The organism is Nocardioides nitrophenolicus (assembly GCF_016907515.1).
Lineage (GTDB): Bacteria > Actinomycetota > Actinomycetes > Propionibacteriales > Nocardioidaceae > Nocardioides > Nocardioides nitrophenolicus.
On record NZ_JAFBBY010000001.1, the window covers coordinates 4,203,363 to 4,227,931 of the forward strand.

Annotated in this window: 21 protein-coding genes; 15 read left to right on the forward strand and 6 right to left on the reverse strand. The window is 72.3% G+C overall.

Going from position 1 to position 24,569, the window contains the following annotated elements; translation table 11 throughout:
* Nucleotides 1–121: 121 nt before the first annotated feature.
* From JOD66_RS20255 to JOD66_RS20325, 15 genes are all read left to right on the forward strand, one after another.
* Nucleotides 122–1,486 (forward strand): uracil-xanthine permease family protein, encoded by a 1,365-nt coding sequence (locus JOD66_RS20255; protein ID WP_204838611.1) that lies wholly within the window; start codon nt 122–124, stop codon nt 1,484–1,486.
* Entirely contained in the window at nt 1,483–2,352 is an 870-nt protein-coding gene (locus JOD66_RS20260) for an FAD binding domain-containing protein (RefSeq protein WP_204838612.1), read from the forward strand. The genes JOD66_RS20255 and JOD66_RS20260 overlap by 4 nt, the downstream gene beginning before the upstream one ends.
* Entirely contained in the window at nt 2,349–2,852 is a 504-nt protein-coding gene (locus JOD66_RS20265) for a (2Fe-2S)-binding protein (RefSeq protein ID WP_204838613.1), read from the forward strand. The genes JOD66_RS20260 and JOD66_RS20265 overlap by 4 nt, the downstream gene beginning before the upstream one ends.
* Nucleotides 2,849–5,230 carry an aerobic carbon-monoxide dehydrogenase large subunit gene (gene cutA / locus JOD66_RS20270; protein WP_204838614.1) on the forward strand — a complete coding sequence of 794 codons (2,382 nt, stop codon included), beginning with the start codon at nt 2,849–2,851 and terminating at the stop codon, nt 5,228–5,230. Before JOD66_RS20265 ends, cutA begins: the two co-directional genes overlap by 4 nt.
* Nucleotides 5,227–5,859 carry an SRPBCC family protein gene (locus JOD66_RS20275; RefSeq protein WP_204838615.1) on the forward strand — a complete coding sequence of 211 codons (633 nt, stop codon included), beginning with the start codon at nt 5,227–5,229 and terminating at the stop codon, nt 5,857–5,859. The genes cutA and JOD66_RS20275 overlap by 4 nt, the downstream gene beginning before the upstream one ends.
* Complete coding sequence (locus JOD66_RS20280) at nt 5,856–7,256, forward strand: amidase (RefSeq protein WP_204838616.1); 1,401 nt, start codon at nt 5,856–5,858, stop codon at nt 7,254–7,256. Before JOD66_RS20275 ends, JOD66_RS20280 begins: the two co-directional genes overlap by 4 nt.
* Before the next feature lie 240 nt (nt 7,257–7,496).
* On the forward strand, nt 7,497–9,575 hold the full coding sequence (locus JOD66_RS20285) for a hydantoinase/oxoprolinase family protein (RefSeq protein ID WP_204838617.1): 2,079 nt from the start codon (nt 7,497–7,499) through the stop codon (nt 9,573–9,575).
* A gap of 1 nt (nt 9,576) precedes the next feature.
* Nucleotides 9,577–11,574: a hydantoinase B/oxoprolinase family protein gene (locus tag JOD66_RS20290; protein WP_204838618.1), complete on the forward strand. Its 1,998-nt coding sequence runs from the start codon at nt 9,577–9,579 to the stop codon at nt 11,572–11,574.
* A gap of 10 nt (nt 11,575–11,584) precedes the next feature.
* Nucleotides 11,585–12,352: an SDR family oxidoreductase gene (locus JOD66_RS20295; RefSeq protein ID WP_204838619.1), complete on the forward strand. Its 768-nt coding sequence runs from the start codon at nt 11,585–11,587 to the stop codon at nt 12,350–12,352.
* 61 nt (nt 12,353–12,413) lie between these two features.
* Complete coding sequence (locus tag JOD66_RS20300) at nt 12,414–13,349, forward strand: carbamate kinase (protein ID WP_204838620.1); 936 nt, start codon at nt 12,414–12,416, stop codon at nt 13,347–13,349.
* A gap of 22 nt (nt 13,350–13,371) precedes the next feature.
* Nucleotides 13,372–14,478 (forward strand): barbiturase, encoded by a 1,107-nt coding sequence (gene bar, locus JOD66_RS20305; RefSeq protein WP_204838621.1) that lies wholly within the window; start codon nt 13,372–13,374, stop codon nt 14,476–14,478.
* A 151-nt stretch (nt 14,479–14,629) separates the two neighbouring features.
* Nucleotides 14,630–15,115, forward strand: coding sequence for a (2Fe-2S)-binding protein (locus JOD66_RS20310; protein WP_204838622.1), 486 nt, complete (start codon nt 14,630–14,632; stop codon nt 15,113–15,115).
* Nucleotides 15,112–17,553 (forward strand): xanthine dehydrogenase family protein molybdopterin-binding subunit, encoded by a 2,442-nt coding sequence (locus tag JOD66_RS20315; RefSeq protein ID WP_204838623.1) that lies wholly within the window; start codon nt 15,112–15,114, stop codon nt 17,551–17,553. Before JOD66_RS20310 ends, JOD66_RS20315 begins: the two co-directional genes overlap by 4 nt.
* Nucleotides 17,550–18,407: an FAD binding domain-containing protein gene (locus tag JOD66_RS20320; RefSeq protein ID WP_204838624.1), complete on the forward strand. Its 858-nt coding sequence runs from the start codon at nt 17,550–17,552 to the stop codon at nt 18,405–18,407. Before JOD66_RS20315 ends, JOD66_RS20320 begins: the two co-directional genes overlap by 4 nt.
* Before the next feature lie 2 nt (nt 18,408–18,409).
* Nucleotides 18,410–19,141 carry an SRPBCC family protein gene (locus tag JOD66_RS20325; RefSeq protein ID WP_204838625.1) on the forward strand — a complete coding sequence of 244 codons (732 nt, stop codon included), beginning with the start codon at nt 18,410–18,412 and terminating at the stop codon, nt 19,139–19,141.
* A gap of 327 nt (nt 19,142–19,468) precedes the next feature.
* Here the strand turns inward: JOD66_RS20325 and JOD66_RS20330 are convergent, their stop codons facing one another.
* Genes JOD66_RS20330 through JOD66_RS20355 form a run of 6 tightly spaced genes read right to left on the reverse strand, consistent with a single transcriptional unit; the run spans nt 19,469 to nt 24,565 of the window.
* Complete coding sequence (locus JOD66_RS20330; RefSeq protein ID WP_204838626.1) at nt 19,469–20,176, reverse strand: hypothetical protein; 708 nt, start codon at nt 20,174–20,176, stop codon at nt 19,469–19,471.
* Nucleotides 20,173–21,093 carry a VWA domain-containing protein gene (locus JOD66_RS20335; RefSeq protein WP_204838627.1) on the reverse strand — a complete coding sequence of 307 codons (921 nt, stop codon included), beginning with the start codon at nt 21,091–21,093 and terminating at the stop codon, nt 20,173–20,175. The genes JOD66_RS20330 and JOD66_RS20335 overlap by 4 nt, the downstream gene beginning before the upstream one ends.
* Nucleotides 21,090–22,163 carry a VWA domain-containing protein gene (locus JOD66_RS20340; protein ID WP_204838628.1) on the reverse strand — a complete coding sequence of 358 codons (1,074 nt, stop codon included), beginning with the start codon at nt 22,161–22,163 and terminating at the stop codon, nt 21,090–21,092. The genes JOD66_RS20335 and JOD66_RS20340 overlap by 4 nt, the downstream gene beginning before the upstream one ends.
* The gene (locus tag JOD66_RS20345) at nt 22,136–22,636 is read right to left on the reverse strand and encodes a hypothetical protein (RefSeq protein WP_204838629.1); all 501 of its coding nucleotides are present in this window, start codon (nt 22,634–22,636) and stop codon (nt 22,136–22,138) included. Before JOD66_RS20345 ends, JOD66_RS20340 begins: the two co-directional genes overlap by 28 nt.
* Nucleotides 22,620–23,510 (reverse strand): DUF58 domain-containing protein, encoded by an 891-nt coding sequence (locus JOD66_RS20350; protein WP_204838630.1) that lies wholly within the window; start codon nt 23,508–23,510, stop codon nt 22,620–22,622. The genes JOD66_RS20345 and JOD66_RS20350 overlap by 17 nt, the downstream gene beginning before the upstream one ends.
* Complete coding sequence (locus JOD66_RS20355) at nt 23,507–24,565, reverse strand: AAA family ATPase (RefSeq protein ID WP_204838631.1); 1,059 nt, start codon at nt 24,563–24,565, stop codon at nt 23,507–23,509. Before JOD66_RS20355 ends, JOD66_RS20350 begins: the two co-directional genes overlap by 4 nt.
* Between the last annotated feature and the right edge of the window lie 4 nt (nt 24,566–24,569).

Below are 24,569 nucleotides of genomic sequence, written 5' to 3' on the forward strand. Positions count from 1 at the left end.
TCCCGGGGATCCTTTGGCGAATGTGGCCAGTGAGGTGTGATCTGGCCCTCAATAGGTTGGTGAGTCTCGGGAGCCCCTAGCGGGACCAGTGAGGACAGCCCCAGATTCAGGAGGAGTCAGCATGTCGATGTTCAAGTGGGAGGTAGTCGACCCAGCGCCGGGCGAACCGGTCGCGCCGCACCAGCGACTCCCGTGGGGTCGGACCGTGGGGCTGGGTGCCCAGCACGTCGTCGCCATGTTCGGCGCGACCTTCGTGTTCCCGATCGTGATGGGTCTCGACCCGAACCTCGCCATCATGTTCTCGGGCCTGTGCACGATCGGCTTCCTGCTGATCTGCAACAACAAGGTGCCGAGCTACCTCGGCACCAGCGCGTCCTTCGTCGCCGGCGTGGCCGCGATCCGGGCCCAGGGCGGCGACTCGGCCGACGTGACGGGCGCGATCCTGGTCGCCGGCCTGGTGCTCGCCGCGATCGGCGTGGGCGTGCACTTCGCGGGCGCCGGCCTGATCCACAAGATCCTGCCGCCCGCCGTCACCGGCGCGGTGGTCATGCTGATCGGCTTCAACCTGGCGCCGGTCGTCGCGGGCGTCTACTGGCCCCAGGACCAGTGGATCGCGCTCGCCACCGCGGCGTTCATGGTCTGTGCGGCGGTGCTGCTGCCGGGCTTCTGGTCCCGGATCGCGGTCTTCCTGGCCCTCATCTTCGGCTACCTCGTCTCCTTCTTCGCCGACAAGCTGTTCGGCGCGATCACCTCGGTGACGCCGGTCTCCGGCGGCGAGGCGGTCGCCCACGACCGCGTCTCCTGGGCCGGTGTGAAGACCGCCGACTGGATCGGCTTCCCGAGCGGCAAGCTCGCCGACGGCGTCTCGGTCGTCCACGGCCCCAGCTTCTCGATGACCTTCATCCTGCTGGTCCTCCCGGGCGTGATCGCCCTGATCGCCGAGAACACCGGTCACGTCAAGGCCGTCGCCGAGATGACCGGCGAGAACCTCGACCCGTACATGGGCCGCGCGATCGCCGCCGACGGCGCCGCCACCGCGTTCGCCAGCGTCTTCGGCGGCTCGCCGACCACGACGTACGCCGAGAACATCGGCGTCATGGGCGCGACCAAGGTCTACTCGACGGCCGCCTACTACGTCGCCGGCATCGTCGCCATCCTGCTCGGCCTGTGCCCGAAGTTCGGCGCGATCGTCAACGCCACCCCGGGCGGCGTCCTGGGCGGCATCACCGTCGTCCTCTACGGCATGATCGGCCTGGTCGGCGCCAAGATCTGGGTCGAGAACAACGTCGACTTCGGCAACCCGGTCAACATGGTCGGCCTGGCCGGCGGCCTGATCGCCGGCATCGGCGGCGTCACGCTCAAGGTCACCGACGACTTCGAGCTCGGCGGCATCGCCCTCGGCACGATCCTCGTCATCGTCTTCTTCCACGCCGTGAAGGGACGTTCCACCGACGCCACTTCGGGAGAGGTGACCAAGAGGCTGTGAAGCCAGCACCGTTCGACTACGTCCGGCCGGGGTCCCTGGAGGAAGCCCTCCAGGCCCTGGCCGGGCACCCGGAAGCCAAGGTCCTGGCGGGCGGGCAGAGCCTGGTCCCGCTGCTGTCGATGCGGCTGGCGGCGCCGGCCGTGCTCGTCGACATCAACGAGCTGCCGGACCTCGACCACGTCCGCGTCGACGCCGAGGGCGTGCGGGTGGGCGCACTCGCCCGGCACGCCCGGGTGCTCGCAGACGCCGACGTGGCGCGGGTCCAGCCGCTGGTGACCAAGGCGCTGGCCAATGTCGCCCACGCGACCATCCGCAACCGCGGCACGACCGTCGGCTCGCTGGTCCACGCGGACGCCGCGGCCGAGATGCCGATGGTGCTGCAGCTGCTCGGCGGCTCGCTCGACGTCGTCGGTCCCGGCGGGCGGCGGACCATCCCGGTCGCCGAGCTGTACGTCGGCCCGCTCGAGTCGAGCCTGCACCACGACGAGATCGCGGTCGAGGCCTTCTTCCCGGCCCTCGCGGCCGACACGGGCGTGGCCTTCGAGGAGATCGCCCGCCGCCACGGCGACTACGCGATGTGCGGCGTCGCGGCGGTCGTGACCGTCGCCGGCGACCGGGTGGTGTCGGCGAAGGCCGGCTACCTCTCCGTGTCCGACATCCCGGCCGTGGTCGACCTGACCGACGCGCTGGGCGGCGAGGTCACCGACGCGTCGCTGGCCCGGGCGGCCGAGGCGGCGCTCGCCGTCCTCGAGCCGGAGACCGACATCCACGCCACGGCCGACTACCGCGCGCACCTCGCCCGGGTGCTCACCGCGCGGGTCGTGACCGCGGCCTACCAGAACGCTCGTGAGGAGCAGCAGTCGTGACCGAGCAGATCCACGAGATCCGGCTGAACGTCAACGGGGTCGAGCACACGGCGGCGGTGCCCGCCCGCCGGCTCCTCTCCGACGCGCTGCGCCACGACCTCGGCCTGACCGGCACCCACGTCGGCTGCGAGCACGGCGTCTGCGGTGCGTGCACCGTCCTGGTCGACGGCCAGCCGATGCGCAGCTGTCTCATGTTCGCGGTATCGGCCGCGGGCCACGAGGTGACCACGGTCGAGGGCCTGGCCAGGCCGGACGGCTCGCTGGGGCCGGTGCAGCAGGCCTTCCGCGAGTGCCACGGCCTGCAGTGCGGCTTCTGCACGCCGGGCTTCCTGACCACGATCACGGCCGGCATCGCCGAGAACCCCGAGCCCAGCGAGGACGAGGCGCGCGACATGGTCGCCGGCAACCTGTGTCGCTGCACGGGCTACCAGAACATCGTCAAGGCGGTGTGCCGCGCCGCCGAGCTGGCCCGCGACGAGCGCGAGGGTGGTGCCGCATGACCACCAAGATGATGGGCGCGAAGGTCCAGCGCGTCGAGGACGACCGGCTGGTCCGCGGCACCGGGCGCTACGTCGACGACGTCGCGCTCGACGCGCTGCACACCGCCGTCCTCCGCAGCCCCCACGCCCACGCCCGGATCCTGTCGATCGACGTCGACGCGGTGCTCGACGTCGAGGGCGTCCACGCCGTGTGGACCTACGACGACCTCGAGGGCGCGATGGCCGAGCCGCTGCCGCTGCTCATCCCGCACCCCACGCTGACCCACGGCCGCACGCAGTACGCGCTGGCCAAGGACGAGGTCAACTACGTCGGCGAGGCGATCGCCTTCGTGGTCGCCGACGACCGCTACCTCGCGGAGGACGCGCTCGCCCGGATCGTCGTCGAGTACGAGCTGCTGCCCGCCGTGGTCGGCGTGGAGGCGGCCCGCTCGGGCGCGAACCTGGTCCACGACGACGTCCCCGGCAACGTGGCCGCGCGCATGGAGCAGTCCCACGGCGACGCCCCCGCGGCCATCGCGGCCGCGCCCCACACGCTCTCGCTCGACCTCCAGATCGAGCGCAGCGCCTGCATGCCGATGGAGGGTCGCGGCACCGTCGCCCGCTGGGACCCCGACCAGAACCGGCTCCAGGTGTGGACCTCGACCCAGACCTCCACCGGCGTGCGCGCCGCCGTCGCGGCCAAGCTCGGCCTCGACCTCGGCCAGGTCGACGTGATCACGCCCGACGTGGGCGGCGGCTTCGGCGTCAAGATCGTGCACCCGTGGCCCGAGGAGCTCCTCGTCCCGCTCGCCGCGCAGAAGCTCGGGCGCGCGGTGAAGTTCACCGAGGACCGGCGCGAGCACTTCATCTCCGCGGCCCACGAGCGGGCCCAGACGCACCACGTCGAGGTCGGCTTCGACGACGAGGGCCGGGTGCTCGGGCTCGACGTGCGGTTCTGGCACGACAACGGCGCCTACACGCCGTACGGCCTGATCGTCCCGATCATCACCTCGACCCAGCTGCTCGGGCCCTACAAGCCGGGCGCCTACCGGGTGCGCTTCGACTCGCTCTACACCAACACCGTCATCGTCACCCCCTACCGGGGCGCGGGCCGGCCGCAGGGCTGCTTCGTGATGGAGCGGACCATGGACGCGATCGCGGCCGAGCTCGGCAAGGACCGGGCCGACGTCCGCGCGGCCAACTTCATCCAGCCCGACGAGTTCCCCTACGACCAGGGCCTGATCTTCCAGGACGGCCGGGAGCTGATCTACGACTCCGGCGACTACCCGGCCATGCTCGACAAGATCAAGGAGCTCGTCGACTGGGACGGCTTCGAGGGCTTCCGCGCCGAGAAGGCCGCCGAGGGCAAGCGGGTCGGCCTCGGCCTGGCCTGCTACGTCGAGGGCACCGGCGTGGGCCCCTACGAGGGCGCGCACGTCCACATCGAGACGTCGGGCAAGGTCAAGGTCGCGACCGGACTCACCTCGCAGGGCCAGGGCCACCAGACGGCGTTCGCGCAGATCGTGGCCGACGAGCTCGGCGTGCGGTTCGAGGACGTCGAGATCACCACCGGCGACACCCGCCGGATGGCCTACGCCGTGGGCACCTTCGCCTCGCGGGCCGCCGTGATGAGCGGCTCGGCGATCCACCTGGCCGCCAAGCGGGCCAAGGAGAAGGCGCTGCGGATCGCGGCCGACGCGCTCGAGGCCGACGTCGACGACCTCGAGATCGTCGACGGCGTCGTCAGCGTCAAGGGCACCGACTCGTCCATCCCGCTGGGCACGGTCGCCGTCTTGTCCAACCCGCTGCGCTACGCCTTCGACGAGGCGTCCAAGGCCGCCACCCAGTTCAACGTCGGCGACCCGACGAAGCCGCCGGTGGCCGAGGACGACGAGCCGGGCCTGGAGGGCAAGGACTTCTACTCGCCGCCGCGCTCGACCTTCGCCTCCGGCATGCACGCCGTGATCGTCGAGACCGACGTCGAGACCGCCGAGATCCGGATCCTCAAGTACGCCGTCGTCCACGACTGCGGCCACCTGATCAATCCGATGATCGTCGAGGGCCAGATCCACGGCGGTGTCGCGCAGGGTGTCGGCGGCGCGCTCTACGAGCGGATGGCCTACGACGAGTCCGGCCAGCTGCTCAACGCCTCCTTCATGGACTTCCTGATGCCCTATGTCACCGAGGTGCCCGAGAGCATCGAGATTGACCACCTGGAGACCCCGTCTCCGCTCAACCCGCTCGGCATCAAGGGCGCGGGCGAGGCCGGCGTGATCCCCGGGTCCGCCGCCTTCGCCGCCGCCATCGAGGACGCCGAGCGGCTGCCCATCACCGCCATGCCCATCTCGCCGTCGGAGCTGTTCGCGCTCCGCGCGGCCCACGCTCAGGAGTCGAAGTGAAGATCTCCGGTCAGAACACCATCGCCGCGCCCGTCGAGAAGGTCTGGGACGCGATCCTCGACCCGCGGGTGCTGGTGGCCACGATCCCGGGCTGCGAGCAGCTCGAGGCGACCGGTGAGAACGCCTACGCGATGACGGTCAGCGCGGGCGTCGCGGCGATCCGCGGCACCTACAGCGGCTCCTGCGTGCTGGAGGACCTGCGCAAGGGCGAGGGGCTGACCATGAAGCTCAAGGGCGCGGGTGCGCCGGGCACGATCGACGCGACGGTGCTCGTCACCTTCGCCTCGTCCGGTGACCAGACGGTCCTCTCCTACGACGCGGACGCCGTCGTGGGCGGCATGATCGGCGGCGTCGGCCAGCGGATGCTGACCAGCGTCTCGCGGCGGATGGCGGCCGAGTTCTTCGGCAACGTCGAGAAGGTCATCGCCAACGGACTGCCGGCCGAGGTGGCGGCGGCCGAGCCGACGGTGTCGGCGGAAGGGGCGCCGGTGTTCGCGGCTCCGGCCAAGGCTGCCGCCTCGTCGGGCCCGGCCGTGGGCGGGGAGTCGTTCCTGCTGGGCGTCGCCGTCGGCGGTGGCCTGGTGCTCGCCGGCGTCATCGTGGGCGGGCTGCTGGGCCGTCGGCGATGACCTCCGGCAACGCGCTGTCGGTCGACTCGACCGCGCGGGAGCAGGCGGCCGCCGTCCGGGAGCGGGAGATCTCGGCGCGCGAGCTGCTCGAGCTCCACCTCGACCGGATCGCCGAGCGCAACCCCGAGCTGAACGCGATCGTCTCGCTCGACGAGGAGCGCGCCCGCTCGGGGGCTGCCGCCGCCGACGAGGCGCTCGCCTCGGGAGCCGAGGTCGGGCCCTTGCACGGCCTGCCGTTCGCGTTCAAGGACACCCACGCGGTCGGCGGCTGGCGCACGACGTACGGGTCGCCGGTGATGGCGGACAACGTGCCCGAGCACGACGAGCTGATCGTCGAGCGGGTGCGCGCCGCCGGGGCGGTGACGATCGGCAAGACCAACGTCCCGGAGTTCGCGGCCGGCTCCCACACCTTCAACCCGGTCTTCGGCACCACCCTCAACCCGGTCGACCCCACCCGCTCCGCGGGCGGCTCGAGCGGGGGAGCGGCCTGCGCGCTGGCGGCCGGCATGGTCCCGCTCGCCGACGGCTCCGACATGGGCGGCTCGCTGCGCAACCCGGCGTCCTTCTGTGGCGTCGTCGGGATGCGGCCCAGCCTGGGCCGGGTGCCGGAGTGGCCGCTCTACAACCAGTGGGAGACCACCTCCGTCGGCGGCCCGATGGCCCGCAACGTCGGCGACCTGGCGCTGCTGCTCTCGGTCATGGCCGGGCCCGACCCGCGGGCGCCGCAGGCGCTGGGTCAGCCGGGGGCGACGTTCGCGTCGCCGGGCGTCGCGTCGCTGGCCGGCCTGCGCGTCGCGCTGAGCGTCGACCTCGACGGCGCCTTCGCCGTCGACCACGAGGTCGCCGCGGTGGTCGAGGCGGCGGGTGCCGCGCTCGCCTCCGCCGGGGCCTCCGTGTCCGGCGCGGCGCCGGACCTGTCCCTCGCCGACGACACCTTCCGCACGCTGCGCGCCTGGCACTTCCAGGCCAAGCTCGGCCGCCTGCTGGCCGCCCACCCGGACTCGTTCAAGCAGTCGCTGGCCGACAACATCCGGGCGGGGGAGTCCCTCACCGGCGCCGACGTCGCCCGCGCGTACACCCAGCGCACGGCGCTGTCGGAGACCATGCGGACCTTCTTCGGGTCCTACGACGTGCTCGTGCTCCCGGTCTCGCAGGTGCCGCCGTTCCCGGCGACGCAGGAGTTCCCGACCGAGATCAACGGCGCTCCGATGGCGACCTACCTGGACTGGATGCGGTCGGCGTACTTCATCACCGTCACCGGCTGCCCCGCGATCTCGGTGCCCTTCGGCACCACCTCCACCGGGCTCCCGGTCGGCGTGCAGCTGGTGGCCCGGCACGGCGCCGACCTGCGGCTGCTGGAGGTCGCCGCCGCGGTCGAGGAGCTGGCCGCGCGCTGAGCGGTGGCGTCGCGGGCGCTCGGGATGTAACACGTCGTCCGCCCGACTCCACGGTCGTTCTCAGCATCCAGAGGCCCGAAACGAGCGCTTTTCTGCTGACAGGGGCCCGGTAGTCGGGTGGACGACGTGTTGCACTTTCCGAGCTGGCCGAGGCAGCAGGCAACATCTGCCCACGATCTCCCGATCCATCGGCAGATGATGCCGTCGTGCAGCGCGACCTGGCTCACTTGAATGTGAGTCATGACAGCGAGGCGGATCAGGATCGGCATCGACACGGGCGGCACGTTCACCGACGTCGTTGCCTTCGACGAGGACAGCGGTGAGGTCGTCACCACCAAGACCCCCAGCACGCCGGGGAACCCGGCCGACGGGTTCCTGGCGGGCATCGACAAGGTGCTGGGGATCGCGGGGGCGGAGTTCGACGACGTCGTCGCCGTCAGCCACGGCACCACGGTCGCGACCAACCAGCTGCTCGAGGGCAAGGTGGACGCCCTCGGCTTCATCACCACCGAGGGCTACGAGGCGATGCTCGAGATCGCCCGGCAGTCGGTGCCCGACGGCTACGGCAACTCGTACTTCTGGGTGAAGCCCGACCGCATCGTGCCCCGTGAGCTGGTCAAGGGCGTCGGGGGTCGCCTGGACTTCACCGGCGCCGAGATCCGCCCGTTCGACGAGGACGGCGCCCGCGCGGTCGCGCGCTGGTTCAAGGCCAAGGGCATCGACACGCTGGGGGTCTGCTTCCTGCACGCGTACGCCAACCCGGCGCACGAGGAGCGGATGCGCGAGATCCTCGCCGAGGAGCACCCCGACGCCGTCGTCTCGATCTCGAGCGAGGTGCTGCGCGAGTACCGCGAGTACGAGCGCTCGATGACCACGCTCGTCGACGCCGCGGTCAAGCCCAAGCTCAGCCGCTACGTCAACAACATCAAGGACCGGCTCGCCACCCAGAGCGGCCGGACCATCCCGTTCTACGTGATGAAGTCCAACGGCGGTGTGCTCTCGGCCGACGAGGTCGTCCACCAGCCGATCACCACCGTGCTGTCCGGCCCGGCCGCCGGCGCGCTCGGCGCGGCGCTGATCGCCAAGGTCGCGGGCTTCGACAAGGTGCTCACCTCCGACGGCGGCGGTACGTCGACCGACGTCTCCGTGGTCATCGACGGCGACCCCACGCTGACCACCGAGGGCAGCGTCGGCGTCTACCCGTCCAAGATCCCGATGATCGACGTCGTCACCGTCGGTGCCGGCGGCGGCTCGATCGCGTGGCTCTCGCCCGAGGGCACGCTCAAGGTCGGCCCCCACTCGGCCGGCGCCGACCCGGGCCCGATCTGCTACCGCAAGGGCGGCAGCGAGGTCACCATCACCGACGCCCACGTCTTCCTCGGCCGGATCCCTCCCCACCTGCTCGGTGGCGAGATCCCGCTCGACGTCGACGCGGCGAGCGCGGCGATCCAGCAGCTGGCCGGCAAGCTCGGCATCTCCGCCGAGGCGTGCGCCACCGGCATCCTGGAGATCTCCGCGTGGAACCAGGCCAACGCGCTGCGCCAGGTCACCGTCAAGCGCGGTCTCGACGTGCGTGACTTCACGCTGACGACGTTCGGTGGCTCCGGCTCGCTGCTGCTGTGCCGGCTGATGGACATCCTCAACGTCCCGACCGTGCTGGTCCCGCCGAACCCGGGCAACGTCTCGGCGTTCGGCCTGCTCACCGTCGACGTCAAGAACGACTACGTGCAGACCCACGTCGCGCTCCAGGAGAACGTCGACACCCCCGACCTCCAGCGCGAGTACGACGTCCTGCAGGCCCGTGCCGGGGAGGCCCTCAGCAAGGAGGGCTTCGCCGAGGCCGACCACGTCTTCGTGCGTACCGCCGACGTCCGCTACTTCGGCCAGGCCTTCGAGGTCCGGGTCGGCGTCCCCGACGGTCCGGTCAGCACCGAGACCCTGACCGCGGTCGCCGACCGCTTCCACGCCGAGCACAAGGTGCTCTACGGCTACGACTTCTCCGGCGACGCCTCGCAGCAGGTCGAGATCGTCAACCTCCGGGTCTCGGGCGTCGGCCCGATCAAGCGCCCCGAGATCCTCCGCGCCGACGAGGCGAAGCCGGAGCCGCAGCCCACGGGCACGCGCTCGATCTGCTTCGACGCCGATGCCGGGTACGTCGAGACGCCCATCTTCTGGCGCCCCGACCTGCCCGCCGGCCAGGTGCTCACCGGCCCGGTGATCATCGAGGAGTTCGGCTCCACCGTCCCCGTCCACCCCGGCTTCACCGCCCGGGTCGACGACTACGCCAACATCATCGTGACGCGCTCGGAGGAGAGCTGACATGTGCCTGAGCTGCCAGACCATCCACAACGGCGCCGCACCTGCCGACCACGCGCACGACACCCACACCGGCTCGCGCCGGGCGCCCACCCAGTTCCCGTTCGGGACGCTGACCGCCGACGCCGGCCGCAGTGCCGACCCGGTGCTCGTCGAGATCGTCCAGGGCTCGCTCGCGGCCGTCGAGCACGAGGTCGAGACCGCCATCGCGCGCACCTCGCGCAGCCCGATGATCCGCGACGCGCACGACTTCCGCGCCGGCATCCACGACCGGCTGCTGCGCAAGCTCACCGGTCGCTCGTACTCCGCGCTCGTGCACCCGGTCGCCCGGGACTTCCCGATCGAGGAGATGCAGGAGGGGGACGTCTTCTTCCACAACGACGTCTACCTGTCCGAGGGCGGGATCGGCCACCTCCCCGACCTGTGCGTCACCGTCCCGGTGTTCGCCGGTCCGGAAGGGGAGCGGCGCGTCGTCGGCTTCATCCAGGCCTTCGGCCACCACGACGACATCGGCGGCGCGGTGCCCGGCTCGATGCCGTCCCACGCCACCAGCGTGTTCGAGGAGGGCCTCGCCGTCCCCCCGATCAAGCTGTGGGACGCGGGCGTGCCCAACAAGGCCGCGCTGCGGATCATGACTCGCAACTCGCGGATGCCCGAGTCGCTGGCCGCCGACCTCGACGCCGAGTGCTCGGCCTGCCTGATGGGCGCCCGGCGGCTGGGCGAGCTGTTCGACCGCTACGGCATCGAGACCGTCGAGGCCTGCTTCGACGCGGTCATCGACCGCTCCACCGAGACCTACCGGCGCGAGATCCTCTCCAAGATCCCGGTCGGCTCCTGGACCTGGGAGGACTACGCCGAGCACGACGGCGTCGACGAGCCGCAGCTGCACACCCAGCGGATCACGCTGACCCGCACCGCGGCCGACGATCCCGAGGGCGAGCGGCTGATCCTCGACTTCGACGGCACCGGCCCGCAGGCCAAGGGCCCGATCAACCACTGCGGTGACTACTCCGACGGCGTCTTCCTCAAGAAGTGGCTGGCGCCGATCCTGCGCAACCTCGCCGACACCCCCGAGCGGATGGCCGAGCTCGACGTCAACGAGGGCGTGGTGCCGCTCATCGAGATGAGGTTCCCCCCGCCGGGCACCCTGCTCACGCCGGTCTTCCCGGCGCCGACGAACGCTCGCACCTTCGTCATCCTGCGCCTGCTCGGCGTGCTCGCCGGCGTGATCGCCAAGGCGGTCGACGGCAAGATGCCCGCCGACCAGGAGACGATCCGCTACACCGGCGTCTACGGCGAGGACCTCGAGGGCCGCTCGTACCTCATGCGCGAGGTGCTCGGTGGCGGCTCGGGCGGTCGCTACTACGCCGACGGCGAGGACACCATCCACGTCGTACCGGACTCGCGGAACCTCCCCACGGAGTTCACCGAGTCGCGCTTCCCGTTCGTGGTCGAGTCGCTCGGCCTCGCCATGGACTCCGGCGGCGCCGGCCAGTTCCGCGGCGGGCTGGGCTACGAGAAGCACATCCGGATGCTCAAGGACGCCAACTTCATGTCCATCGCGGACCGCTCGATCCTCGCCTGCTGGGGCGTGAAGGGCGGCAAGGCGGGCAAGCCGTTCCAGGTGACCATCGACCCGGGCGGCCCCAACGAGCGCGAGGTCGACGCCCTCGCCGACGCCGAGCCCGTGGTGGCCGGCGAGACGATCCGGATCCGTACGACGGGCGGCGGCGGCTGGGGCAACCCGCTCGACCGCGACCCCGAGCTCGTGGTGCGCGACGTCGTGTGGCGCAAGGTCTCCGCCGAGGCGGCCCTCGCCGACTACGGCGTGGTCCTCACCGGCTCGCTCGACGACGACAGCCTCGCGTACGACGCCGCCGCCACCGCCGCGGAGCGGGCCTCCCGGCCGGCCCCGGCCGACGACGACGCCTTCTTCGACCGCGGTCCGGGCTACGGCGTGCTCGCCGGTGGCGCCGCCGCGGCCGCGGTGGACGTGCTCTGAGGCAGTGACGATGAAGGTCGCGATCCTCGGGGGATCCGGCAAGACCGGCCGCGCCGTCGGTGCGGCCCTGGCCCAGGTGGGCGTGGCGACACGCCCCCTGGGCCGGGCCGCGTTCGACGACCTCCCGGCCGCCCTCGCCGGCGCGGACGCCGTGCACGTCATCGCCCCCAACCTGCATCCCGACGAGCCCGCCTACGTCACCACGGTGCTCGCCGCCGCGCGGGAGGCGGGGGTCGGACGGCTGGTCTACCACTCGGTCGCCTCGCCCTACGTGCCGGCGATGCCGCACCACCTCGGCAAGGCGGTCTCGGAGGACCTGGTCCGGCGGGCCGGCCTGGACTGGACGATCCTCCAGCCCTGCGCCTACACCCAGAACCTGCTGCCCGCGCTGCGCGCCGCCGAGGAGTCGGGCGTGCTGGAGGTGCCCTACGCCGTGGACCGGCCGTTCGGGATGGTCGACCTGCTCGACGTCGCGGCGGCCACCGCCGCGGTGCTGACCGGGCCGGGGCACGTCGGGGCGACCTACGAGCTCGGCGGCCCGGACCTGGTCACCATCGCCGACATCGCGGCCGCGGCCGGCGTCTCCGCGCGGCGGGTCCCCGCCGACGCCGACGTCCACCCGTGGCTGCGGGCGATGTTCGACTACTACGACGACCACGGGCTGCCCACCGGCGGCGTCCCGCTCGGTGCGCTGCTCGGCCGCGCGCCCACCGGGGTTGCCGAGGTGCTGCGCCGGGAGCTGGGCGATGGCGCGGCTGGCAGGAGTTGCCAGGCTTGAGGGCCCGTGTTGGCTGATCCTCACGATGAACGACGGTGATCCGGCTCACTAGGTTCGCTGCATGAGGATCCTGCTGGCGCTCGGCGGCAACGCGATGACGTCCCCTGACGGCAAGGCCCGTCCGGAGGACCAGATCGCGGCCGCGACCGAGGCGATGGAAGCCGTGGCCGACCTGGTCGCGGCGGGAGTCGACGTCGTCATCACCCACGGCAACGGCCCCCAGGTCGGCAACCTGCTGGTGAAGAACGAGCTGGCGGCGACCGTCGTACCTCCGGTGCCGCTGGACTGGTGCGGCGCCCAGACCCAGGGCACCCTCGGCGACATCCTGATGAACGCCCTCGACGGGGCGCTCGCCGCCCGCGGCCTGACCCGGCCCACGGCCGCGCTGGTCACCCGCACCCGCGTCGACGCCGCCGACCCCGCCTTCGCGGCGCCGAGCAAGCCGGTCGGCCGCTACCTCTCGGCCGACGAGGCGCGCACCATGATCGAGCACGGCGAGACCTGGGAGGACCGCGGCGAGCGCGGCTGGCGGCGCGTCGTCGCCTCGCCCGAGCCGCTCGAGGTGCTCGACGCCCCCGCGGCGGTCGCGCTCGTCGAGGCCGGCTTCGTCGTGATCGCCAACGGCGGCGGCGGCATCCCCACCGTGCGCCACGCCGACGGCAGCCTGAGCGGCGTCGAGGCCGTCATCGACAAGGACCTGGGCGCGGCCCTGCTCGCCCAGGCGATCGAGGTCGACCTCCTCGTCATCGCCACCGACGTCGCGCACGCGGTCCTCGGCTTCGGTACCCCCGACGCCGCCGACATCGGCGAGGTCACCCTCGACCAGATGCGGAAGTACGCAGCCGACGGCCACTTCGCCGGCGGCTCCATGGGACCCAAGGTCGACGCGGTCTGCCGCTTCGTCGCCAACTCCGGCCGCCGCGGCGTCATCACCGACCTCGGCAGCATCCTCGCGGCCGCCGAGGGCCGCGCCGGAACCATCGTCACCCCCAACTGAAGAACTGAAAGGAAGCCCGCACATGCCTTCTGCCATCGAGGTCCGCAAGGTCCCGATCCACTCCGTCGCCGACGCCTCGGAGCTGGCCAAGCTCATCGACGACGGCGTCTTCAAGGCCGACCGCGTCATCGCGATCATCGGCAAGACCGAGGGCAACGGCGGGGTGAACGACTACACCCGGATCATCGCCGACCGTGCCTTCCGTGAGGTGCTCGTCGAGAAGGGCGCGCCCGCCGACCAGGTCAAGCAGGTCCCGATCGTGTGGTCCGGCGGCACCGACGGCGTGATCAGCCCCCACGCCACCATCTTCGCGACCACCGACGTCGCCGAGGACGACCCGAGCCGCGAGGAGCAGCGCCTCACCGTCGGCTTCGCGATGAGCGAGCCGATCCTGCCCGAGGAGATCGGGTACGTCGCGATGATCGAGAAGGTCGCCGCCGGCGTGAAGGTCGCCATGGAGCGCGCCGGCATCACCGACCCGGCCGACGTGCACTACGTGCAGACCAAGACCCCGCTGCTCACCATCCACACCATCCGCGACGCCCACAGCCGCGGCAAGGAGGTCTGGACCGAGCACACCCACGAGTCGATGGACCTGTCCAACGGCGTCACCGGCCTCGGCATCGCCGTCGCCCTCGGCGAGATCGAGATGCCGAGCGACGAGGACGTCATGAAGAACCGCGACCTGTACTCCTCGGTCGCCTCCTGCTCCTCGGGTGTCGAGCTGGACCAGGCCCAGATCGTCGTCGTCGGCAACGCCACGGGCGTCGGCGGTCGCTACCGCATCGGCCACTCGGTGATGAACGACGCCCTCGACCAGGACGGCATCTGGAACGCCATCAAGGACGCCGGCCTCGACCTCCCCGAGCGCCCGCACTCCTCGGACCTCCAGGGCCGCCTGGTCAACGTCTTCCTCAAGTGCGAGGCCTCCCAGAACGGCGAGGTCCGCGGCCGCCGCAACGCCATGCTCGACGACTCCGACGTGCACTGGCACCGCCAGATCAAGTCCTGCGTCGGTGGCGTCACCGCTGCCGTGACCGGCGACCCCGCTGTGTTCGTCTCGGTCTCCGCCGCCCACCAGGGCCCGGAGGGTGGCGGCCCCGTGGCCGCGATCGTCGACCTCGGCTGATACCTGCCGCGCGTTCCACTGTGCTGCGCTCGGCACTCACCTGGTGAGTGCTGAGCGCAGCACAACGCATTTCGGCGCTCACCAACCCACCACCAACCACCCCTCCCTAGCGTGAGCCGGGTCACAGGTCCCGCACGCTCAAGGGAGAGTCATGACCCGGATCAGCCTCACCGTCGACGGCCAGCAGGTGGCCGACGACGTCGAACCGCGGATGCTGCTGGTGCAGTACCTGCGCGAGAAGCTCGGCAAGACCGGCACCGTCATCGGTTGCGACACCAGCAACTGCGGTGCCTGCACGGTCCACCTCGACGGCAGGAGCGTGAAGTCCTGCAACGTGCTGGCCGTCCAGGCCGACGGCGGCACCGTCACCACCATCGAGGGGCTGGCCGGCGAGGACGGCGCCCTGCACCCGGTGCAGGAGGCCTTCCGCGAGTGTCACGGCCTGCAGTGCGGCTTCTGCACGCCCGGCATGATCATGCAGACCGTCGACCTGCTGGCCGAGAACCCGAGCCCGTCGGAGGAGGCGATCCGCCTCGGTCTCGAAGGCAACCTGTGCCGCTGCACCGGGTACCACAACATCGTCCGCGCGGTGCAGCACGCCGCCGGTACGACGACCGGGAGCGAGGCCCAGGCATGACCGCGACCCAGGAGCCCACCCAGGGCGAGATCGGGCGCGACCGTCGGCGCAAGGAGGACCAGCGCCTGATCACCGGCCGCACCCGCTGGACCGACAACATCACGCTGCCGGGCATGCTGCACCTGGCGATGGTGCGCAGCCCGTTCCCGCACGCGCGGATCACGGGCATCGACACCGCCGCGGCCAAGGCCGGCCCCAACGTCGTGGCCGTGTTCACCGGAGCCGATCTCGGCGAGGGCCAGGGCGCGTGCATCAACGCGTGGCCCGTCGTACCCGACCAGGTGACGCCGGCCCACCTGCCGATGCCGACCGACCGGGTCGCCTTCGCGGGCGAGACGGTGGCGGTCGTGGTGGCGCGCAGCGCCGCCGAGGCGCGGGACGCCGCCGAGCTGGTCGAGGTCGACTACGAGGAGCTGCCGGCGGCGCTCGACCTCAAGGAGGCCGCGGAGAACACGGTCCTCGCGCACCCCGACCTCGGCACCAACGTCAGCGCCGTGTGGCGCTTCGACTCGGCCGAGGCCGGCACCGGCGGCGACGTCGAGCAGGCCATCGCCGAGGCGCGCGAGAACGGCATCGTGATCGAGCGGGAGTACCGCCAGCAGCGGCTGATCCCGGCGTTCATGGAGCCCCGGAGCGTGGTCGTGGACCCGACGGGCGAGCAGATCACGGTGTGGTCGGCGACCCAGGTGCCCCACATCCTTCGCTTCGCGATCGCCGCCACGACCGGCGTACCGGAGTCGAAGATCCGGGTGATCGCGCCCGACGTGGGCGGCGGCTTCGGCGGCAAGCTGCAGCAGACCCCGGAGGAGATGATCGCCTTCGCGGTGGCCCGCAAGCTCGGCAAGCCGGTGAAGTTCACCGAGACCCGCAGCGAGTCCCTGCTCACCGCCCACCACGGCCGCGACCAGTGGCAGCGGCTCACCCTCGCCGCCACCAAGGACGGCCACGTCACCGGCCTCAAGGTCGACCTGCTCGCCGACCTCGGTGCGTACGTCGCCATCGTCGGCGGCGGCGTGCCGGTGCTCGGGGCGTTCATGTTCAACGCGATCTACAAGTTCCCGGCGTACCAGTTCCAGACCACGAACGTCCTCACCAACAAGACCTGGACCGACGCCTACCGCGGCGCCGGCCGGCCCGAGGCGACCTTCGCGATCGAGCGGCTGATGGACGAGCTGGCCCACGAGCTCGGCAAGGACCCGCTCGAGGTCCGTGAGCTGAACTGGATCAAGCACGAGGAGTTCCCGTTCACCACGGTGGCCGGCCTCGAGTACGACTCCGGCAACTACGAGGCCGCCACCGCGCGCGCCAAGGAGATGTTCGGCTACGACGAGCTGCGCGCCGAGCAGGCCGAGCGCCGCGCCCGCGGCGACCGCGTCCAGCTCGGTCTCGGCGTGTCGACCTTCACCGAGATGTGCGGCCTCGCGCCGTCCCGGGTCCTCGGCAGCCTCAACTACGGCGCCGGCGGCTGGGAGCACGCCGAGATCCGGATGCTCGCGACCGGCAAGGTCGAGGTGGTGACCGGGGCGTCGGCCCACGGGCAGGGGCACGAGACGGCGTTCAGCCAGATCGTGGCCGACCGGCTCGGCGTGCCCTTCGAGGACGTCGAGGTGCTGCACGGCGACACCCAGATCTCCCACAAGGGCCTGGACACCTACGGGTCCCGCAGCCTGGTCGTCGGCGGAGAGGCCCTGGTGCGGGCCGTCGACAAGGTGATCGAGAAGGCCCGGCCTGTCGCGGCCCACCTGCTCGAGGCCTCCGCCGACGACCTCGAGTTCAGCGACGGCCGGTTCACCGTCAGGGGCACCGACCAGGGCATGGCGATCACCGAGATCGCCACCGCCGTCTTCGCCGCCCACAACCTCCCCGACGGCGTCGAGGCGTCGATCGACTCGGAGGCGACCTACGACCCCGTCAACTTCAACTACCCCCACGGCACCCACCTGTGCGCGGTCGAGATCGACACCGAGACAGGGCAGGTGCGGATGCGCAAGTACGCCTGCTGCGACGACATCGGCAACGTCATCAACCCGCTCATCGTGTCCGGCCAGGTCCACGGTGGGCTGGTCCAGGGCATCGCCCAGGCGCTGTGGGAGGAGGCGGTCTACGACGACAACGGCACCCTGGTGACCGGGTCGTTCGTCGACTACCTGCTGCCCACCGCGGCCGACACGATCAGCTTCGACCTCGACCACACCACCTCGCCGGCGACGACCAACTCGCTCGGCACCAAGGGCGTCGGTGAGGCCGGCACCATCGCCTCCACCCCGGCGGTGGTCAACGCGGTGGTCGACGCGCTGCGTCCCTACGGCGTCCACGACGTCGCGATGCCCTGCACGCCCGAACGGGTCTGGCGGGCGATCAACAGCGGTGGGTCCGGGGGAGAGACGACCCAGGCCGCCGCACCCCACTTCGACGAGTCGGAAGGAGCAGCCCAGTGATCCCCGCAGCCTTCGAGTACGTCGCCCCGGCCTCGGTCGAGGAGGCGCTGGCCGCGCTCGCCGAGCACGGCGACGACGCCAAGATCATCGCCGGTGGTCAGAGCCTCCTTCCGGTGCTCCGGATGCGGCTCAACGCGCCCGAGTGGGTGATCGACCTGGGCCGGATCGCCTCGCTGCGCGGCATCCGCGACGGCGGCGACCACCTCGCGATCGGCGCGATGACCACCCACCACGACGTCGGCCAGGACCCGCTCGTCCACGAGCACGCCCTGCTGGTCAGCAAGGCGATCACCCACCTCGCCGACGCCCAGGTGCGCCACCGCGGCACCTTCGGCGGCGCGCTCGCGCACGCCGACCCGGCCGGCGACCTCGGCGCGCCGGCGCTGGCGCTGGGGTCGACGTTCGTGGTCCAGGGGCCCGGTGGCACCCGGGAGATCCCGGCCGAGGAGTTCTTCGTCGACCTCTTCGAGACCGCGATCTCCGACGACGAGATCCTCACCGAGGTCCGGGTCCCGAAGCACGACGGCTGGGGCGCGGCGTACGAGAAGTTCGTGCGGATCGCCCACCAGTGGCCGATCGTCGCGGTCGCGGCGACCGTCCGGATGGACGGCGACACCATCGCCGAGGCGCGCATCGGCCTGACCAACATGGGCTCCACGCCGGTGCGGGCCCGGGCCGCGGAGGCCGCGCTGGCCGGCGTACCCGCCACGGAGGAGGGGGTGGCCGCCGCGGCCGCGCTCGCCGCCGACGGCACCAACCCGCCGAGCGACCTCAACGGCGACGCCGACTACCGCCGCCACCTCGCCACGGTGCTCACCCGCCGGGCCGTGCTCGCGGCAGCCGGGAGGGGCTGACCTTGGACCTCAGCCACTCCTTCACCGTCCCGACGTCGCCCGACGCGACCTGGGCGCACTTCCAGGACATCGGCGCGCTCGCCGAGTGCTTCCCGGGCGCCCAGGTCACCTCGGTCGGCGCCGCCGACGACGGCGCGCCGACCTTCGAGGGCACCTGCAAGGTCAAGCTCGGCCCGATCGCACTGGTGTACGCCGGGTCCGGCAAGTTCGTCGAGCGCGACGAGGCGGGCAGGCGGTTCGTCGTCGACGCGAAGGGCCGCGACAAGCGCGGCAACGGCACCGCGGGCGCCACCGTCACGGTGACCATGGCGGAGGCCGACGCCGGTGCCACCCGGGTCGACGTCGTCACCGACCTCGCGATCACCGGCAAGCCCGCGCAGTTCGGGCGCGGGGTGATGCAGGACGTGTCCGACAAGCTGCTCGGCCAGTTCGTCGCCTGCCTCGAGCAGCGCCTCGCCGCCGAGGCCGCGCCCGCCTCCACCGAGGAGCCCACCGACGCCGCGGCCGCCGGGACCGATCCCGAGCCGGCGGCCGCGGCACCCACCCCACCGGCTCCCCGGCCCGCGCCGGTCGCCGCGCCGGGCGCCGCGCCGGTCGCCGCCGCGGGAGACGACGCCCTGGACCTCGGCTCGGCGGTGCTGCCGATCCTGGTCAAGACGTACGGCAAGCAGATCGGGGCCGCGGTGGCGGTGCTGCTCGGGATCGTGCTGCTGCGGAGGCTGCGGCGGCGGTGAGCTGGTTCTCTGGGCTGTAACACGGAGTCCGCTGTTCCTTCTGACCTGGGACGTCGCGCGGGTGGTGCTGTGCGGGTCCGGTACAGCGTGCTGGGGTCGGGAGGAGCGGCGAACTCCGTGTTACAGCTCCGGGGGCCGCCTCCCTTGCGCCGCTGGTCTGCGCCTGGGCTTGTAACACGGAGTCCGCTGTTCTCTCTGACCTGGGACGTCGCGCGGGTGGTGCTGTGCGGGTCCGGTACAGCGTGCTGGGGTCGGGAGGAGCGGCGGACTCCGTGTTACAGCGCCACGCCAGCCACGCCACGCCAGCCCGACCCGACCCCCGCCGCCTCACCAGGCGTCGGGCCGGGTGTAGTCCTCGTCGTCGTAGAGCCCCTGGTCCTCGTGACGCTGGTCCGCGCCGCGGTCGTTCTGCTCCTGCAGGCGGTCGCGGCGCGGGTCGGAGTCGCCGGGGTCCTGGGGGTCCTGCTGCTGCTCGGGCGGCTGCTGGTCCTCGGGCTGCTGCGGCTCCTCGGGGTTCTGCTCGAGCTTCGCGCGCAGCCGCTCGTCGACCGCGCCGGCGTCCTCGGTCTGCTCCTTGCCGCGTCCGGAGTCCTGCGGGCATTCGCCGGCCGCCAGGACCTCGATCCCGGCCTGGTACGCCGACCGGGCCTCGTCGCTCGCCCCGGACTCGACGGCGGCGTCGCCGACGGCCTCGTGGGCGAGGGCCAGGTTGATCCGCACGGTGCACTCGTCGCGGCGCGGCACGTCCTCCAGCGCGGCCTGGTAGGCGGCGATCGCGTCGGCGTACTCGCCCTGGGCGTGCTCGGCGGCGCCCTCGTCGAAGGGCGCGATCCAGGGCTCGAGCCAGTTCAGCCGGCGGGTGCCGGCGAACTCCGCGGCCGCGCCGTCGAGGTCGCCGCGGTCGAAGGCGTCGCGACCCGAGGCGTTGGCCTGCAGCATCAGGCCCACCTTGACGGCGTACGCCGCGACCAGCAGCGCGGGCACCAGTCCGGCCAGGAGCAGGACCAGCCGGATCCGGCCTCGGGGGTTGGTCATCGGGCCGTCTCCTTCCGAGGGGAGAGCACCTGCCGGGAGGACCAGACCGCGCGCCAGCCGGCGTGCAGCTCGAGCAGGAGCAGGCCGAGCAGCAGCACGCCGGCCAACCAGGTCAGGTCGTGCTTGGCCGGGCGGCGGTGGCCGCCGGCGCCGTCGGAGTACGACGCCTGGAAGGACTCCGCGAGGGCGTCCATCCCGCCGGCCCGGGTGCGGTGCTCGAACGGGACGCCGAGCTCGTCGGCGATCTGCTGGAGGTGGTCGAGGTCGGCGTGGGACTGCGCGGTGTCGCCCGTGGCGGGATCCTGGACCAGGCCGAGGTCGCCGTCGAGCTGGTCGTCCTGTGGCATCGGGGCGCCGCCGGTGGTGCCGTAGCCGAGGACGACGCCGCCGGCGACGTCGTCGCGCACGTCGGCGTACGACGCGTCCTCGCCCTCGGTGGTGGTGTCTTCGCCGTCGCCGACGTAGACGACCAGCCGGCGGCGGTGGGGCGCCTGCTCGGCCGAGCGCTCGAGCAGGTCCTTCAGCTCGGGGACCGGCCGGTCGGCGCGTGAGCCGACGCCGTCCTTGGGCCTCTCGAGGTAGAGGGTGTCGACCGCGGCGCCGAAGGCCGCGCTGTCGGTGGTGAGGGGGAGCACCACGCGGGCGTCGGTGCCGAAGGCGAGCATGCCGAACCGGGCGCCGGGCAGGGCCGCGGCGAGCGCGGTCAGGTCGGCCTTGGCGCCGGTGATCCGGGGCTGCTTGCCGTCGTAGTCGAGCGCCGCCATCGAGCGGGTGCGGTCGATGACGACGATGACGTCGAGGTCGGAGAGCTGGGCGGGGACCTCGGCACGGCCGAAGCCGGGCCGCAGCAGGATCACCACGAACATCAGCACGATCCCGACCCGGCGGGCGAGCACGAGGGCGGTCGAGGTCGTCATCGGCGCTCCTCGGTACGACGGTCGCGGAGCACGAGCGCGCCCTGCGCCACCCACAGCACCACCAGTCCGGCGAGGCCGACGCCGACGATGACGGTGCCGAGCCGCGGCCGGTCGAGCACCTGCACCAGCGGCGGCCGCTTGATCGGCTTGGCGTCGAGCCGGGCGATCGCGTCGACCACCGCCTTGGTGCTGCCGTCGGCGCCGAGCATCGAGAAGATGCCGCCGGTGCTGGTCACCGCGGCCTCGAACTCCTGCGCGGCGGCGGGACGCTCGGCGGTGGCGGGCGCGGCGATGCCGTGGACGACCACCTTCTTCTCGCGTGCGTACGCCGCGGCGTCGGGGACGGTGAAGATGCCGGTGCCGATCGGCTCGTTGTCGGAGGCGAGCACGATCGCGCGGCTGCGGTCCTCGTCGCTGCGGTCGAAGCGCTGCACGCACGAGGCGAGGCCGTCGCCGAGCTGGGACTGGATGTCCCAGTCGAGCACGGTGCCGGCGGTGAAGATGGCGTAGTCGTCGCTGTAGACGTCGCCGGAGGCGAACGCCTTCTCGGCGGCGTTGAGCTGCTCGAGCACGTAGGCGTAGTCGTCGGTCAGCGGGAACACGGTGATCGCGGCGCCGCTCCAGATGGTCAGCCCGATCCGCTCCCCGCGCAGGCCGGAGATGATCGCGCGGAACTCGCGCAGCACCTCGGCGTCGACCTCGGCCATCGACCCGGACGCGTCCAGGCACAGCACGATGTCGCGGGTGCGCTCCTCCTGCGTCATCGTCTGGCGCTGCTGGAGGCGGCCGGCCAGGATCACCGCGCCGGTGCACGCGACCAGCGCACACAGGCTCAGGCAGGCGCCGAGCACCACCTGGCGGCGGACCAGGGTCCGGAAGCGGGGCAGGGACTGCAGCCGCGCCGCGTGCGCGACATAGGACGCCCCGGCGTGGGAGGGACGCCGCCACGGTCGCAGCCAGAGCACGAGGAGCAGCAGCACGAGCGCGCCCAGCAGCACCGCCAGCCAGGGCCAGCGGAAGCCGGTGGTGTCGGTGTCCCACATCAGCCGGCGCTCCCCGACGGGGTCCACGACGTCACCAGGTCCCGCGCCCGGTCGACCGCGGTCTCGAACAGCTCGCGCGCCAGGTCGTCGTCGGGCGCGAACTCCGGCGGGTAGACCAGCTCCAGCACCTCGACCAGGGTCGCCGGCGCCCGGTCGCGGAAGTCGGCCAGGGCCATGGTCCGCGCCGGGAGGGTGGTGACCGCTGCGACGTAGTCGCGCACCACCTCGCTGAGCTGCTGGTGGCCCGCGCGCGGGGTGATCTCGCCGGCGTGGACCTGGGCCTCGATCCGGTCGAGGCGGGCGAGATGGCGCTGGCGTACGTCGGGCAGCGGGACGCCCGGCCGGGCGAGGGCCGCGGGCCGGGGCGCGCGGGTCAACCACCACGCGAGCAGGTAGTAGGCGACCAGCGCGACCGCGAGCCCGACCGCGATCCACAGCCAGCGGTCGGCGTACGCGACGGGTCCGGTGAACTCCTCGGGGAGGTCAGCGGCGGCGGGCATGGCGATGCCTCTCCAGGAGCCGGAAGACCGCCGTGACCGCGGAGTCGTGGTCGCGCACCACCTCGTGGGCGACGCCGAGCTGGTCGAGGCGTCGGCGCATCCGCTGGCCCTCCTCGTCGACCAGCGCCGCGAACTCCGCCCGCAGCCGCGCGTCGCGCCGCAGCCAGCCCGGCACCTCGGCGTCGGCGTCGACATCGACGAGCCGCCGGCCGGCCACCTCGCGCCGGGTCGGGTCGAGGTCGCCGACGGTCAGGAAGAGGACCTCGTGCTGGGCGGTGAGCCGGCGCAGCAGCATCGCGGACTCCTCCGACAGCGTCACCTCGTCGGTCACGACGACGAGGATGGTGCGGCGCCGGATGGTGCGCACGACGTGGCGCAGCAGCCCGGGCAGGTCGCCGTGGGGGCCGTCGGGCGTGATCGCGTCGTGGATGGTGCCGAGCAGCCGCTCCAGCTGGAGCTCGCCGGAGCCGGGACGCTCGACGTGGCGGCGCCGCTCGTCGCCGTGGACGAGGGCGACGAGGTCGCCGTGCTGGACGGCGAGATAGCCCAGGACTCCGGAGACCAGCACCGCGAGCTCGCGCTTGGCGACCGCGGCGTCGTTGAGCGCGGCCATGCTGCGGCCGGTCGAGACGCAGAGCAGGACGGTGTGCTTGCGCTCGGCGACGTACCTCTTGACCAGCAGCTGGCGGCTGCGGGCCGACGCCTTCCAGTCGATGTCCTTCACGTCGTCGCCGCGGACGTACTCGCGCAGGTCGTTGAAGTCGATCCCGCGCCCGACGTGGATCGCGGCGTACTCGCCCTCCAGCAGGCCCCACACCTTGCGGTGCGCATGGATGGCCAGCCGCGACTTGATCCGCGTCAGGTGCGCCGTCACGGGGTCGGCACCGCCCGGAAGACGGCGTCGATGACCGTCTCCGGACGGACCCGGTCGGCGAGCGCCTCGAAGCTGAGATGGAGCCGGTGGCGCAGCACGCTGTGGCGCAGCTCGCGGACGTCCTCCGGGATGACGTAGTGGCGGCCCTGCACCACCGCCATCGCGCGCGCGGCCTGGAAGAACGCGATCGAGCCGCGCGGGCTCGCGCCGATCTCGACGTAGTTGCCGAGCTCGGGACCGAGCAGGCCGGTGACATCGCGGGTGGCGCGGACGAGCGAGGTGATGTAGCGGCGGATCGCCGGGTCGACGTACACCCGCCGCACCAGCTCCTGCAGCTCGGCGACCTGGTGGGGCGTGATCACGGCGGTGACGTCGGTCATGTGCTGGCCGAGGGTGCCGTCGTCGATCCGCTCCAGGACCATCAGCTCGTCGTCCTCGCTCGGGTAGTCGACGATCTCCTTGAGCAGGAAGCGGTCCATCTGGGCGTGGGGGAGGACGTAGGTGCCCTCCTCCTCGATCGGGTTCTGGGTGGCGAGCACCATGAACGGGTCGGGGAGCGGGTGGATCGCGCCGGCGATCGACGTCTGCCGCTCCTGCATCGCCTCCAGCAGCGCCGACTGGGTCTTCGCGCTCGCGCGGTTGATCTCGTCGAGCAGCACGAAGTTGGCGTGCACCGGGCCGAGCTGGGTCTCGAACTCGTGGCGGCGGGGGTCATAGACCTGGGTGCCGATGATGTCGCTGGGCAGCAGGTCGGGCGTGCACTGGATCCGGGCGAAGCGCGCGCTCACGGCCTGCGACAGCGTGGACGCCGCCAGGGTCTTGGCCAGGCCCGGCACGCTCTCGAGCAGCACATGGCCCTCGGCGAGGAGGGTGACGAGGAGCGCGGTGCGGACCCGGTGCTGGCCGACGACCCGGCTGGAGAAGGCGTCGGAGACCCGGCTGATCGCCTCGGTCGCCTGGGCGAGCTCCTCGACGTTCAGCGGCGTGCTCGGCTCGTCGGGCGTACGCCGGCTGCGGCCGGTGGGAGCGGTCGGCGGCTGGTTGACCTGCGTCATGCGG